At 37.4% G+C, this 13430-nt stretch carries 16 protein-coding genes; 3 read left to right on the top strand and 13 right to left on the bottom strand.

Features of this window, described 5'->3' with window-relative positions; all coding sequences use genetic code 11:
- The 3 genes from SULBA_RS05620 to truA are packed head-to-tail and all read left to right on the top strand — an operon-like array spanning window position 1 to window position 2494.
- Complete coding sequence (locus SULBA_RS05620; protein ID WP_014769310.1) at window positions 1-732, top strand: prepilin peptidase; 732 nt, start codon at window positions 1-3, stop codon at window positions 730-732.
- Window positions 725-1750 carry an LptF/LptG family permease gene (locus SULBA_RS05615; protein ID WP_014769309.1) on the top strand — a complete coding sequence of 342 codons (1026 nt, stop codon included), beginning with the start codon at window positions 725-727 and terminating at the stop codon, window positions 1748-1750. The genes SULBA_RS05620 and SULBA_RS05615 overlap by 8 nt, the downstream gene beginning before the upstream one ends.
- 6 nt (window positions 1751-1756) lie before the next feature.
- Window positions 1757-2494 carry a tRNA pseudouridine(38-40) synthase TruA gene (gene truA / locus SULBA_RS05610; protein WP_014769308.1) on the top strand — a complete coding sequence of 246 codons (738 nt, stop codon included), beginning with the start codon at window positions 1757-1759 and terminating at the stop codon, window positions 2492-2494.
- Here the strand turns inward: truA and SULBA_RS05605 are convergent.
- The 13 genes from SULBA_RS05605 to SULBA_RS05545 all read right to left on the bottom strand — a co-directional run bounded on the left by SULBA_RS05605 (window position 2491) and on the right by SULBA_RS05545 (window position 13415).
- Complete coding sequence (locus SULBA_RS05605) at window positions 2491-3525, bottom strand: glycoside hydrolase family 3 N-terminal domain-containing protein (RefSeq protein WP_156790515.1); 1035 nt, start codon at window positions 3523-3525, stop codon at window positions 2491-2493. The two genes, truA and SULBA_RS05605, sit on opposite strands and share 4 nt — an antisense overlap.
- Before the next feature lie 2 nt (window positions 3526-3527).
- Window positions 3528-4457 carry an NAD(P)H-dependent glycerol-3-phosphate dehydrogenase gene (locus SULBA_RS05600; RefSeq protein ID WP_014769306.1) on the bottom strand — a complete coding sequence of 310 codons (930 nt, stop codon included), beginning with the start codon at window positions 4455-4457 and terminating at the stop codon, window positions 3528-3530.
- A complete protein-coding gene (gene gatB / locus SULBA_RS05595) occupies window positions 4426-5856 on the bottom strand; it encodes an Asp-tRNA(Asn)/Glu-tRNA(Gln) amidotransferase subunit GatB (RefSeq protein WP_014769305.1) in 1431 nt (476 codons plus the stop codon). The genes SULBA_RS05600 and gatB overlap by 32 nt, the downstream gene beginning before the upstream one ends.
- Before the next feature lie 15 nt (window positions 5857-5871).
- Window positions 5872-6429: a thiamine phosphate synthase gene (locus SULBA_RS05590; protein WP_014769304.1), complete on the bottom strand. Its 558-nt coding sequence runs from the start codon at window positions 6427-6429 to the stop codon at window positions 5872-5874.
- Window positions 6404-6679 carry a hypothetical protein gene (locus SULBA_RS05585; protein ID WP_014769303.1) on the bottom strand — a complete coding sequence of 92 codons (276 nt, stop codon included), beginning with the start codon at window positions 6677-6679 and terminating at the stop codon, window positions 6404-6406. The genes SULBA_RS05590 and SULBA_RS05585 overlap by 26 nt, the downstream gene beginning before the upstream one ends.
- A 23-nt stretch (window positions 6680-6702) precedes the next feature.
- Window positions 6703-7380, bottom strand: coding sequence for a F0F1 ATP synthase subunit A (locus tag SULBA_RS05580; RefSeq protein WP_014769302.1), 678 nt, complete (start codon window positions 7378-7380; stop codon window positions 6703-6705).
- A gap of 61 nt (window positions 7381-7441) precedes the next feature.
- Window positions 7442-7648, bottom strand: coding sequence for a tautomerase family protein (locus SULBA_RS05575; protein ID WP_014769301.1), 207 nt, complete (start codon window positions 7646-7648; stop codon window positions 7442-7444).
- Window positions 7629-9347 (bottom strand): SulP family inorganic anion transporter, encoded by a 1719-nt coding sequence (locus SULBA_RS05570; protein WP_014769300.1) that lies wholly within the window; start codon window positions 9345-9347, stop codon window positions 7629-7631. Before SULBA_RS05570 ends, SULBA_RS05575 begins: the two co-directional genes overlap by 20 nt.
- Window positions 9348-9356: 9 nt before the next feature.
- Window positions 9357-10112, bottom strand: coding sequence for a TIGR02757 family protein (locus SULBA_RS05565; RefSeq protein WP_014769299.1), 756 nt, complete (start codon window positions 10110-10112; stop codon window positions 9357-9359).
- Window positions 10102-10914, bottom strand: a complete 813-nt coding sequence (locus SULBA_RS05560) for an ABC transporter permease (protein ID WP_014769298.1) — start codon at window positions 10912-10914, stop codon at window positions 10102-10104. Before SULBA_RS05560 ends, SULBA_RS05565 begins: the two co-directional genes overlap by 11 nt.
- Complete coding sequence (flgK, locus tag SULBA_RS05555) at window positions 10914-12758, bottom strand: flagellar hook-associated protein FlgK (protein ID WP_014769297.1); 1845 nt, start codon at window positions 12756-12758, stop codon at window positions 10914-10916. Before flgK ends, SULBA_RS05560 begins: the two co-directional genes overlap by 1 nt.
- Window positions 12759-12760: 2 nt before the next feature.
- Entirely contained in the window at window positions 12761-13189 is a 429-nt protein-coding gene (locus tag SULBA_RS05550) for a hypothetical protein (RefSeq protein ID WP_014769296.1), read from the bottom strand.
- 25 nt (window positions 13190-13214) lie between these two features.
- A complete protein-coding gene (locus tag SULBA_RS05545; RefSeq protein WP_014769295.1) occupies window positions 13215-13415 on the bottom strand; it encodes a flagellar biosynthesis anti-sigma factor FlgM in 201 nt (66 codons plus the stop codon).
- Window positions 13416-13430 lie beyond the last annotated feature (15 nt).

Here is a 13430-nt window from a genome sequence, read left to right as displayed (position 1 = left end):
ATGATTGAAACCGCTTTGATAACACTTTTTGGGCTTTGTTTTGGTTCATTTTTAAATGTTGCTATTCTTCGTCTACCCAAAGATGAAAGCATCGCTTTACCCGCTTCACACTGTCCACAGTGCAAACATCCCCTAAAATGGTATCACAATATTCCACTGCTTTCATGGCTTGCCCTGCGAGGAAAATGTGCCTTTTGTCACAGCCCAATTTCGCTACAATACCCCTTGATTGAGCTTGGGGTGGCTCTGCTGTATGGTATGGTCTATTTTCACCATCATGAATTCGTACAAGCGCTTCTGATTGGGTCTGTTTTTGCTCTTTTATTAGCGCTTAGCCTTATTGATTGGCGTTATAAAGCCGTACCTGATACACTTAGCCTACCTGCCTTATTGATAGCATTTTGTGTTGGGAATCCTTTAGAATCCCTCCAAAATGGACTTTTGTTGCTAGGAACATTTACCTTACTTCGTTTTTTAGTCTCTTTTATAAGCAAAAAAGAGGCTATGGGGGAAGCAGATAGTATCATTGCTGGTATTATGGGAGCAGTACTTGGCATTCAACTTGCGATGGCTGCCATTTATATTGCAGCTCTCATCGCACTCTTAGCCTTTATGATAGTTCGAAAGCGAGGGTATGCGCTTCCTTTTATTCCCTTTCTTTCACTAGGGCTTTTGATCACATGGCTTTTTAGTGAGCCAATTTTACATTTTATGGGACAGATTTATGAATAGAGCAAGTCGTTATCTTTTGAAACATTTTGGAGCCTTATTTAGCTCTTTATTTTTTATTCTTTTTTTTATTACATCCATTGTTTTTTTTATTAAGATTACAGCCCTTACCGCCATTATTCAAATGAATTTTTTAGAATTAGGAACCCTTTATGTCTATTTGCTTCCTAGAACACTGATTTATACCCTTCCTGTGACATTTTTTATCGCTCTTGTCATTACCCTTTTCAACCTCTCCAAAGAGAATGAAACCATTGTGCTCTTTACGCTTGGCTACAATCCTAAAAAAATTGCACACCTTTTTTTGAGCCTTTCTGTTGCACTTTCTCTTCTTTTAATGGTGACTATTTTTGTGTTAATTCCTATCTCAAAACAACTCAATAGCAATTTTATTGATTATAAAAAAGCAGAAGCAAAATTTAACATTAAAGCCAGTGAATTTGGTCAAAAATTTTCACAATGGCTGGTATACATTGAAAAAAATGATGACCAAAAACATTACAGCGGTATAACTCTCTACCAAACACCCACACCTAAAGAGAATGAAAGGCTGATTTTAGCAAGTCATGCCACGATTGAAAATGAGGGAGGCAAATTAAGGCTCAATTTGGAAGAGGGAAAAATTTTTGAATTTAGAAAAGATGAAATTGAGCAAATTAATTTTGAACGTATGCACATTAATTCCCAACCCAAATCAGCCATTGGCGTTATGCAGAGTGTTAAGGAGTATTGGAATGGCGTTTTTGTTGACGATAAACGGGCCTATGACCTCTCTTTCTTTTTATTAATTGCCCTCTTCCCTATTGCTTCGACATTAATTGCTCTAAGTATTGGTATTGTGACCTACCGTTACAACAAAGGAGGTATTTATGGTGCTATTTTTACCACCATTTTTCTCTATTTTGCCTCTGCCACACTTTTTTCAACATGGCATCCCCAAAGTGCGCCACTTGTGGTTTTTCTACTCAGCTTTGGTGTGGCATACAAAATTTATCAAAAACGTATTCAAGCTATCTTCTAAATTATCATGCGTCTTAAAATAACCCTTAGTTATGATGGAAGCGCTTTTTATGGCTTCCAACACCAAAAAAATGAAAACACCGCTTTTAAAACCGTTGCAGGAAGCCTTGAGCAAAGTCTTAAACATTTAAATATTCATACCCAAGTGGTTGGCAGTGGAAGAACGGACAGAGGAGTGCACGCACTTGCACAAGTCATTCACCTTGATGTGCCCCCATTATGGCAAACACAGTTGGAAAAACTCCAATACCTACTCAATCGTACGCTTCTTCCTCACATACACATTAAACACATCAGCCCTGTTACACAAGATTTTCATGCACGTTTTAGTGCTAAAAAAAGGCTCTATCGCTATGTATTATACGATGGAATGTGTCAGCCTTTTTATGCCAATTATGCTTTACATGTAAAGCCTTTAGATGTTCAAAAACTACACACTTTAGCACAGGTCTTTACAGGCTTTCACAACTTCGAATTTTTCAAAAAACAAGGAGGAGGTACAACCAAAAATGAACGTACCTTATTTCGGACAGGAGCGTATCGGTATAAAAATTTTATTGTTCTTTACTTTTTTGGCGATGCTTTTTTGCGCTCACAAATACGTATGATGTCTGATTTTTTGTTGAAAGTCTGCTATAAGGAACGAAGATTAGAAGATTTAGTCGCACAAATCAATAGGGAGAAAAGGATTTCCACTGCCCTCTTGCCCCCTCAAGGACTTTATCTTTCACGGATTTATTATTAATCCCTTATTTTTTCTTTGAATTTTAAAATACGTTTATAAGAGAGTTCTATACGTTTTTCACTGAGCTCTTTTTTGTGTATAGCATCTAAAATCGTTCGTTGTACAGTAAAAGGCATGCTGGCTTCATCCGCAAAATAATTAGGAAAGACAAAAATATCTACCCCTGCATTAATCGCACGAATAATACGCTCTTTAAATGCCACGTGATTTGAAATGGAATTGGTACGCAAATGGTTAGCAAAAACAACACCTTCAAAATGCATTTTTTGACGCAAAAGATGTTCAATCACTAAGGAAGAGAAAATCATAGGATTTTTTTCATCCAAATCATGAACCATCGCATGGGAGATAAGCACAGCATCTAGGCCACCAAATGCGATTAAATCATAATAAGGTTTTAATTGTTTAAAATGCCATGAAGAGAGTGTCGCTTCGGTTGAGAAATCATTGGCTATGTTCTCACCTGCACTTGGAAAATACTTTACAACAGGCATAATTTTCTCAGATTTTAGCGCACGAATAAATACATTTGCATAGCTTGTCACAACCTCTTCTAGTGAAGAGTAACTTTGGCTTCTACGCTTTTCTTGAAGATCAAGCACGGGAGCAAAATTAAGATTAATACCTGCACTGGCTAATTCTTGAGCACTTTTTTGATACACCAACTCCGCTTCCACAATATCATGTTTTTCAACCATGTCGTGGGCTAAAAGAAGTGGGCTAAAGCCTTGAAAAGGAGTCGTACCATCGTGTTCAACCGCAACAATAAGAGGTATTTTACTGCTTTGCGCTTTCAAATAATATGTTAATTTTTTAAGCTGAGAAGGATTTTGGATATTTTTTTGGCTAAGAATGACTCCGCCAATTTTTTCTCGTCTAATATCTTTTGCGATTTGTTCCACCCATTGATCGCCCTCTTTTTCACCATCAAAGCCAATAACAATCATTTGAGCAATCATCTCTTCTAACGAGGGTGCTTTTGCATACAAAGTGACAAAACATAAAAAGCAAGCGAGCACACTTTTCATCATCATCAATCCGCTAAAAGATCCCTCACGCTTTCACGAGGTTCCTTGCCTTTTAAAATAAGCGCAATCTCATGTGCGATGGGAACATAAATGGTATGTTTTAAAGAGAGTTCACAAATGGCTTCTGAGGTAAAAACACCCTCAGCCACTTCACCCAATGCAAGCAAAATATCCTCAAGCCTCTTACCCTCAGCTAAAAAAAGCCCTACGCGATAATTGCGTGAAAGTGTGCTTGAAGCCGTTAAAAAAAGATCACCTGCACCACTAAGTCCTAAAAATGTCTCATCAAGGGCTCCAAAATATTTTCCAAACCGATGCATCTCCACAAGCCCTCTTGCAATTAAACTTGCTCGTGCATTATTTCCAAGCTTTAGCCCATCACAAATACCACTAGCAATGGCTAAAACATTTTTATACGCCCCACACACCTCTGCGCCAATAACATCTTTGGAGGTGTATGTCTTCATAAACGAAGGGAAAAAAGAAGCAAACTCTTTGGAAAGAATTTCATTGCTTGAGTTAATGACAACAGCTGTTGGCAATCCTTGCATCACTTCACTGGCAAAGGAAGGGCCTGATAAAAAACTCAAATGTTCTTTAGGTACATAGTGCGCAAATATCTCATTCAAAAACGCACCACTGCCCTGTTCTATTCCTTTAGCCGCAACCAAAATCTTTTGCCCATGAAACGTAAAATGCGCTTCCAACCAACCACGCACCACTTGTGCGGGAAGTGCAAAAATAAGATACTCACAGTTTAACGCTTCTTCAACACTCACAAAATGTTCAATAGGTTTAGTGTGGCGTGAAGTAATCTTACATGTAACATTACGAGAAAGTGCAAATTGAAGCGCTTGTCCCCATTTGCCAGCGCCAATAACTGCTATACTCACGTCAGCCAACTTACACATCAAGTCTGGATTTAAGTAATTCATTCACTTTTGTAGGATTGGCAGCCCCTTTACTCTCTTTCATAGTCTGCCCCACAAAGAAACCAAAGAGTTTATCTTTACCACTTCGATATTCTGTAACTTTGTCTGCATTGCTACTGATAATTGCATCAATAATGGCTAAAATAGCACCATCATCACTCACTTGTTTGAGTCCTAATGTTTCAATGGCTTCATCAACACTGATTTCATGTTCCATTAAATAATCCAACACCTCTTTAGCTGCCTTACCACTAATCGTTCCATCTTCAATGCGTTTGACCAATTGCGCAAGTTTTACGGCATCAATGGGTGAAGTGCTAAGTGTTAGTCCATGGTTTAGACGAGCCAGCAATTCAACCGTTAACCACGTCACTGAATTTTTCGCACCTGCACCCTCACGAATCATTGTTTCATAAAAATGCGCCATTTCAACACTAGAGGTAATGACGTTCGCATCGTATTCTTTAATACCATATTCACAAACCAAACGATCTCGTTTTTGATCAGGAAGTTCTGGGATTTGGATACACTCAGCCAACATCGCATCAGGAATCAGCACAGGCAACAAATCAGGATCTGGAAAATAACGGTATTCCGCACTATCCTCTTTGCCTCTCATGCTTCTGGTTTCATTTTTTTCGGTATCGTACAGTCTGGTTTCTTGAACCACTTCTCGCTCATACACACCATCTTCCCACGCCTCACTTTGACGTGCAACTTCATACTCAATGGCTTTTTGAATAAATTTAAAAGAGTTTAGATTTTTAATCTCCGCTCTGGTATACAGTTTTGTATCGCCTTTGGGACGGATAGAAACGTTTGCATCACAGCGAAAACTTCCCTCTTGCATATTGGCATCACTGATGTCAAGATAACGCAAAATGGCATGAAGTTTTTTGAGATATAAAACAGCCTCTTCCGCACTTCGCATATCAGGCTCACTTACAATTTCAAGAAGCGGTGTTCCTGCACGGTTTAAATCGACGTGAGAGACACTGCCGTGGTGAATATTCTTTCCTGCATCTTCTTCAAGGTGCGCACGTGTTACACCAATACGTTTTTTGCTTCCATCTTCAAAATCAATCACAATTTCACCATTTTCAACAATAGGAATTTCAAACTGACTAATCTGATACCCTTTAGGAAGGTCTGGGTAAAAATAGTTTTTACGGTTAAAAATGGATTTTTGATTGATGGTCGCATTGATGGCTGTACCTAAAGCAATCGCTTTTTTAACAACTTCTTTATTTAAAACAGGTAATGCCCCAGGAAGCCCTAAACATACTTCACATACATTGGTATTGGGTTCATCTCCAAAACTGGTTGGACAACTGCAAAAAATTTTTGTTTTTGTATTTAATTGAGCATGAACTTCAAGTCCAATCACAACTTCAAATTGCATAAATAGCCTTTGAGATTAATCTATAAAAAAGCGAATTGAGGCAAAACCATACACACCAACGCTCTCACAAGCCTTCACGTGCTCTTCATTTATAATGCCACCAAGCGCAAAACATTTGACTCCGATTTTATCATTTATTTCTTTCAACTTCTCTAAACCTAGAGGTTTGCCTTTATTGGGTGTCTCAAAAATAGGACTAAACGTAATCGCATCTGCACCTTTTTTTTCTGCTTCATTTATCTCTTCTAAGGTATGAGTACTTACAATCACCTCTAAGCCCAATGCTTTAGCTTTTTCAATCATGTTCAGTGCACTTGAGGGCAAATGCACACCATCACATCCTAGCTCGTACGCAAGCATAAAATCTGTATGCAAATAGAGTTTTGTATGCGTATCTTGTATACCTGCTTCTACGACTGCTTTAGCAAGTGCTGTATACTCGACATTTTGTTTATCCCGTAAGCAAATGTAATGGGGCTGATGTTTATGCTTTACATGTAAGAGTTTTTGGAGAAATACTTGAGTCTTTGAAGTATAAAAAAGAGGATCAGTGATGAGATAGCTTTTGATCATTTAAAGAAAACTTTTCTAGAAGATGGGTTTGTTTTTTGAGTTCATTAACTTTGTCAATTTGCAGGTGCGCCATCTCAAATACAATGAAAAAAAATGAACCTACAAGAAAGAAAAGAAGTCCAACAATAAAAGCAGTCAAAAAGCCAAAAGGAAGAAAAGCTAAAAACATATACATCCCTCCAGCAATTGCAAAGGCTAAAGAAGCACCTTGCAAAAAACTGAGGAATTTTTCAAAACGTACGTTTTGCATAAAGACGTCTATCTCTTTACAAATTAGTGTTCTTCACTGATTAAAACAGCACCTGCAAGATACACATACGTCAAAATCATAAAAATGAACGCTTGTAATAAACCCGCAAAAGTTAATAAAACGTATGCAGGAAGCGGTGCAATCCATGGTGCAAGCATTAAAACAACCGCCAAGAAAAGATCATCACCCTTGATGTTACCAAAAAGACGAAAAGACAAAGAGACCAGACGAGAACAGTGTGAAACAATCTCAATAGGGAACATTAAAGGAGCTAATAATTTTACAGGACCCATAAAATGTGCAAAATAGTGAATCACACCATTGGCTCTAATACCCTCAAAGTGGTAATACACAAATACAATAATAGCAAGCGTTAATGTAACATTTAAATTGCTTGTTGGCGCTTCAAATCCTGGGATAATACCAATCATATTGGAAATACCTACGATAAAACCAAGTGTTGCAACCAATGGCAAATATTTACGAGCTAACTCATCGCCCACAATACCTTTACCCATGTTGTTCACCGCTAGCAAATACGCTTCCATCACATTTTGAACACCGCTTGGCACGAGTTGCATTTTTGATGTTGCCATCTTCGCCAATCCAAGACTTATCAAGGCGACCAACACAACGTGGGAGGCAATAATAAAGTCGTGAGAGTGGTTAATAAGACCTAAAAATGTAAAAATTTCACCCATTACACTTTTCCTTAAGTTAATAATTTTGCAAGATTGTATCTATAAATCATTTAATAGTTTATTAAGACTTCGATTTTTTGCGCAATTCACTCACTTGAACACCGCCAATTCCCCAATTGTCCATATCAACCTCATCAATGGTGACAACCGTAGTCGCTGGGTTTTTACCTAAAACATCAACTAAAAGTTGCGTGACTCCAAAAATAAGCTTTTCCTTTTGTTCTTTACTCGCACCTTCTTTAGTAATTTTAATGTTCACGTAGGGCATTGTATGGCTCCTTTTTTAAAAGTTCATTGGCACGTATAAGGGCATGGTCAATATTGTCAGTGATATTTTCATGACCAATCTTCTCTTCTAACTTCATTCGTTTTAATTTGAGTTTTATATGTTCATTAACCCCTGAAAGAACAAGAATTGTTTGATTGTTTTTACATAAATCCAAAAACTCTTCTAAGGCATGCAAGCCTGTTGCATCAACCATAGGTACATGCCTCATCCGTAAAATAAATACTTTGGGATTTTGAGCAATTTCATTTAAAACATTTTTCAGGCGATCTGCAACACCAAAAAAGAAAGGACCATCAATTTCATAGACTTCAACACCTTGAGGGATATTTTTTTTAGAAATGGCAAAAGCATCCTCTGTTTCATACGGTTCATCTGCACTATCAAAAGGCATACGAATTTGATCTTTCTTGTCAATAATACCTGTAACATCAATCATTCGTTTAATAAACAATAGCCCTGCCAACATAATACCTGTTTGAACACCCGTATTTAAATCAATCAAAACGGTTAAAAGAAACGTGATTAAAAGGACAACCGTATCGTTACGTTCTGATTTTAAAGCAATCGCCTTAAAATGGTGAAATTCACTCATATTCCATGCAACAACGACTAAAATTGCAGCCAACGCAGAAAGAGGAATTAAAACAATCAATTGTGAAAATACAAACATAAATACCAACAACATGATTGCATGAATCATTCCTGAAATAGGGCTATAAGCACCCGACTTAATATTGGTCGCCGTACGAGCAATTGCTCCTGTTGCGGCAATCCCTCCAAAAAAAACAGAAGCAACATTCGCAGCACCTTGTGCCATTAACTCTTTATTGGAATGATGACGATCTCCTGTCATACCATCTGCCACGACACAAGAAAGCAAAGATTCAATAGCACCTAGAAGTGCAATGGTAATCGCATCAGGAAAGACTAAACGTATTTTTTCAAACGAAAAAGAGGGAAGCTGCGGCGATGGCAATGTTGAGGGTAATTCTCCAAATTTAGAACCTATGGTTTCTACAGGTAAATTAAAAACATACACCATAAACGATGATAATACAATTACAATAATAGGCGCTGGAATTTTGGGAAAGGCATGGCGCAATTTTATCAATAAAAAAATACTTACTACACCTATCGTCAATGCGTAATAATTAATGTGAGAAAGTTGCGTAGAGTAAAGCTTCCATTGTTCTATAAATTCTGCAGGCATCGTAGCGACAGGTAATCCAAAAAAATCTTTCATTTGTGAAGAAAAGATAATCAGAGCAATACCTGTGGTAAAACCAACCGTTACAGGATAAGGAATAAATTTAATGATACTGCCTAGCTTAAAGGCTCCCATTAAAAACAACATAAGCCCTGCTAAAAATGTTGCCATGAGCAAACCATCATAACCGTGTTTCAAAATAACCGTATAAAGTACCACAACAAAAGCCCCCGTAGGACCTCCAATCTGATACCTACTTCCCCCTAATAAAGAGATAATAAACCCAGCTACAATAGCTGTAAAAAGACCCTTTTCAGGACCAACACCGCTGGCAATTGCAAAGGCCATAGCTAAAGGTAAAGCGATAATCGCAACTGTGGAACCTGCTACTATATCGGAAGAGAAATGACGAGCAGAATAACCTTCTTGTAGAATTGTAAAGCTCCTTGGGAGCCAATATTTTACATTCATTGTGAAGCCTTAAGGTAGAATTTTTTCTTGACCTAAGCGATACAGAGCAAAATCGTACTTGATCGGATCACTTGGATCAATCTTTTTGAGTGCACGGCTCAACTCCAATACAGCTTGAAAATCATACGATTTTCGCTGAATCAATCCCAATTTTTTCCCTAATGTAAACGTATGTGTATCTAAGGGCATTAAAAGATCTTTCGTATGGACCTCTTTCCATAAACCCAAATCCAAATTATCCTTACGAACCATCCATCGTAAATACATATGCCACCGTTTATAAGGAGATTGCGGGCGTGCAGGAGGAATTGTACCCAATAAAAACTGATACCCCCGTGAACGATAGGGGTTAATTTCATAAAGTTCTTTGATTAATGAACGCAACCCATCCATAACATTTCCATCTTTACGATACGAAGGGAGGAAAAGTGTTTCCAAAGAGATATTTTGTTCTTTAATACGGCGTAAGGTTATAAATAAAGCTGCAACATCCTCAGCATTTTGAAAGCGATAATAATGATGTTGTAAATAGGTGGAAATCTCTTTTTCTGTGGCATCCAATAATGAAAAATCTAAGCTTTGTAAAAAACGAACAATCGCTTTTGCATTCCCATAAGCAAATAAAGCACACACAAGTGCACTAAATTCATTAGGATACGCAGAAGCTATCATTAAAGGATCAGGATGTTCTGCATTAAGTTCTAAAGAAGTATTACGTTTTACGGACTCTTCGTTTAAAAGTTTTGAAATCTTTTCAAACGTCATTCACGCTGTCTTTTTCATTACTTTTTGCTTGAAGGTAATCAGAGAGATTAATAAGAGAAAATGTAACGAGAAAAATGAAAAAACCAGGAAAAAAACTTAGCCACCATGCAATGTCAATCACCTCTTTTCCCTCACTTAAAATAACCCCCCAACTCATTTGTGGTGGCGTAATTCCAATGCCTAAAAAGCTAAGACCACTCTCTGCTAAAATAGCACCGCTGACACCAAAAGTAAAACTAATAAAAAAAATAGGGGCTAATAAAGGAGCAAAGTATTTAAAAATAATCTTAAAAGAAGCTACATGGGAGAGTCTGAGAATTTTTATAAAAGGAGCTTGTGAAATGGCAAAACTTTCACTACGAATCAGCCGTGCCATCCCCATCCATCCTGTAATAGAAATAACAAAAACAAGCACCCAAAGGGATGCACTCATATAACTAATCAATGCTAAAAGAAGAAAAAAAGTAGGAAAAGTTAAGAAGAGATCAATCATAATAATAATAAATTTATCCACACCTTTTTGAAAAAAACCTGCACTAATACCAACCATCAATCCCAATAAACTAGCACTCATAGCACTTAAAAGCCCAATGATAAGAGAAGTTTGTCCTCCTAACATTAATCGTGCACAAAGGTCTCGACCTAAACGATCCGTTCCTAAAAGATACTCACTGTTGGGCGCTAATAAAATGGCAGAAGGATTTAAATCATACGCAGATACGGTATAAAAAAGAGGTCCACCAAAGCAAAAGAGAAAAATGAGCACCAAGACAGTGGTGCTCGCAAGAGGAAACCGTTTCACTATGATTTAATGCCTAAGAGGGTTTCAAGCATTTGATCAATTGTCGTAATAATCTTTGCAGCTGCACTATAAGAACTTTGATACTTAATCAAATTGGCAAGCTCTTCATCTTTATTGACACCACTTACCGATTGATGTTGCTCATAAATACTGTTATAAAGTGCACTATTGGTACTATAGCTACTTCCAGCAGCAGAAGCATCTGATCCAATTTTTGTTGTAAGTGCACTGTAGTAGCCTGAGAGTGTTTCTTTAACACTGCTACCATTTTGAGAATAAAAACTAAGCGTGGAGTATTGCAGTTGTACCATTGCATTAGCTACTTTATTATTCCCATCAATAGGTGCGCTGTACCCTTGCATTGAAGAAGGGTCTTTTTTATACTGCGTTGCTACGCTAATATCAGAAGCATTCGTTCCTGTAAAAAACTGGCTTACACCAATAGCGCCAGGGAAATTACTACCATTATCTTCAAGGGCAATTGTATAACCTGTGTTATTGCCAATGGGAGATAATGCAAATGTCCCATCATCTAAAAATGTTGCTTGAAAATAATCATCCACATCATTCAAACCATTATTATCGTTATTGTCATCGGTACTGGTATTGATTTGGGTTAATATGCTGGTCGAAAATGTATCATCTCCCATGGTTGTTGAACTATTCACAGTGATGGTTTTACGAGCCACTGCTTCCCCTGCGCTGTTATAAACAATTACATCAAACGTACCATTTTGAATGTTATTGTAAGCATTTTGTAAAGACGTGTTGGATTTAAGATCAAGTAGAGGACTTTGCATACGCTCTTGCGCACTTTGTGCGTAGATATTATTGGTTTCTGTTATCAATGTTTGGGCAAGAGTATCGAGGCTATCAATATACTTTTGAATCGTACCATCTTGAGGATAACCACCATTTTCGGAAGAAGAGATGACCCTTCCTCTTAAATCAAGAATAGCACCTACTTTCCCACCACTTAAAATTTCAGTTAAGTCATACCGTTTTCCATCTTCTAATTCGGTGTAAATAGAATAGAAACTACTCTTATTGTTACTGTTATCAATCACAATCGGATTAAAGCTTGTGCCATCCACAAAAGAAGCCCCAGCAATATTAATATTATACGTTGTTCCCGAATCTGTCATATTCGCATCAATCATTGTATTACTGCTAATGTTGCTTTTGGAAACAGAAACGCCAATAAGATTGGCTAATGTTAATTCAAGCTGATCTCTTTTGTCACGTAAATCATTAGCATAATTTCCCTCTTCGGCTTCAACCATATTAATTTGTTTATTGAGGTCTGCCATTTGTTGACCAATACTATTAATCTCATCGACTGAAGTTTTTAATTGGTCATTCAACGTACTTTGTAGAGAACGCAACGAATCCTTACTGGATTGTATATTAGAAGTCAAGGTTGAGGCTAATTGCACCAATGCAATTTTCTGGGACCCCTCTGTAGCATTGGTTGCAAGGTCATTCCAGGCAGAAAAATAGTTTGCAATATTTTGAGACAGACCTGATTCATCTAAATCAGGAAATTTTTTAGCAACCTCTTCTAATATCTGTTTTGAATAGCTATCGTATGCAAGGGTTGTTGAAGAATCTCGTAGCTTTGAAAAAACGAACTCATCATGTATCCGTACAATAGAGGTTACGTTCACACCTGTACCAATGCTAACACCTCTGGTATTAATCGCATTACTGGCTGTTAAGGTAACACGTTGGCGAGTATAATAGGCATTATCAACATTGGCAATATTTTGACTGGTGGTTGAAACAGCAACTTGGGCAGCATTAAGTGCCGAAGTGCCTGTGTTGAGTGTGCTAAAGATACTCATAGCTAAGCCTCTATTTGAAGTAAGGATGCTGGCTTGTGATTGGCAATTTTATACCCCTCTAAGTCTCTAGGGAAAATGCTATCTAACAAAACATTGTAAAACTGACTAATTGTCACAACATACTTGGCATACTCTTTATTGCATAGCTTGAGTTCAGAGAGTTTTTGTTTCATCTGAACTAATAACATTTGTTGCTCAGCGCTTAATAACTCTTCTAATGACTTGGTTTGACTCTCTTTAAGCATTTTCATCAATTCATTATCTAAAAGCGATTTTTTCGTTTCAAAAGAGTGAATGAGTTCTTCTTTAATTTTGGCTCGCTCAAAGACTTCACCGTGTTTGGCAACTTTAATATCGGCAATATCTTTGTGTGTTTGCTCTATCAGGTGGTCTATATCTTGAATTGCATTGCTTAAATAGTGTGTCAACATCGTTTATCCTTTTACATGTAAGGATTTAGAGTAACGCTTCTGCCACGGCTCCAGATGTTTTTACAAGATCAACTTTATAACTTCCATCTTCAATCTGTGCTTTAATGGCAGAGAGTTTATCTACTCCCTCACTCTTGTCTGTTTTTGAAATACCCTTAGTGCTATCCTCTTTAGGAGCACTCTGTTTTATATACGCCACGTTGGACGCTTGAACTTTTGAAATCATTTTAAACCCTTTTTT

The sequence above is a fragment of the Sulfurospirillum barnesii SES-3 genome (genome assembly GCF_000265295.1).
Classification (GTDB): domain Bacteria; phylum Campylobacterota; class Campylobacteria; order Campylobacterales; family Sulfurospirillaceae; genus Sulfurospirillum; species Sulfurospirillum barnesii.
This window is presented reverse-complemented; position numbering and strand designations above follow the sequence as displayed.

Bases quoted from the DNA above. Each gene is read 5' to 3' on its own strand.
- SULBA_RS05620 (WP_014769310.1), top strand. From the start codon at position 1: ATGATTGAAACCGCTTTGATAACACTTTTTGGGCTTTGTTTTGGTTCA.
- SULBA_RS05615 (WP_014769309.1), top strand. From the start codon at position 725: ATGAATAGAGCAAGTCGTTATCTTTTGAAACATTTTGGAGCCTTATTT.
- truA (WP_014769308.1), top strand. From the start codon at position 1,757: ATGCGTCTTAAAATAACCCTTAGTTATGATGGAAGCGCTTTTTATGGC.
- SULBA_RS05605 (WP_156790515.1), bottom strand. From the start codon at position 3,525: ATGATGAAAAGTGTGCTCGCTTGCTTTTTATGTTTTGTCACTTTGTAT.
- SULBA_RS05600 (WP_014769306.1), bottom strand. From the start codon at position 4,457: ATGAATTACTTAAATCCAGACTTGATGTGTAAGTTGGCTGACGTGAGT.
- gatB (WP_014769305.1), bottom strand. From the start codon at position 5,856: ATGCAATTTGAAGTTGTGATTGGACTTGAAGTTCATGCTCAATTAAAT.
- SULBA_RS05590 (WP_014769304.1), bottom strand. From the start codon at position 6,429: ATGATCAAAAGCTATCTCATCACTGATCCTCTTTTTTATACTTCAAAG.
- SULBA_RS05585 (WP_014769303.1), bottom strand. From the start codon at position 6,679: ATGCAAAACGTACGTTTTGAAAAATTCCTCAGTTTTTTGCAAGGTGCT.
- SULBA_RS05580 (WP_014769302.1), bottom strand. From the start codon at position 7,380: ATGGGTGAAATTTTTACATTTTTAGGTCTTATTAACCACTCTCACGAC.
- SULBA_RS05575 (WP_014769301.1), bottom strand. From the start codon at position 7,648: ATGCCCTACGTGAACATTAAAATTACTAAAGAAGGTGCGAGTAAAGAA.
- SULBA_RS05570 (WP_014769300.1), bottom strand. From the start codon at position 9,347: ATGAATGTAAAATATTGGCTCCCAAGGAGCTTTACAATTCTACAAGAA.
- SULBA_RS05565 (WP_014769299.1), bottom strand. From the start codon at position 10,112: ATGACGTTTGAAAAGATTTCAAAACTTTTAAACGAAGAGTCCGTAAAA.
- flgK (WP_014769297.1), bottom strand. From the start codon at position 12,758: ATGAGTATCTTTAGCACACTCAACACAGGCACTTCGGCACTTAATGCT.
- SULBA_RS05550 (WP_014769296.1), bottom strand. From the start codon at position 13,189: ATGTTGACACACTATTTAAGCAATGCAATTCAAGATATAGACCACCTG.
- SULBA_RS05545 (WP_014769295.1), bottom strand. From the start codon at position 13,415: ATGATTTCAAAAGTTCAAGCGTCCAACGTGGCGTATATAAAACAGAGT.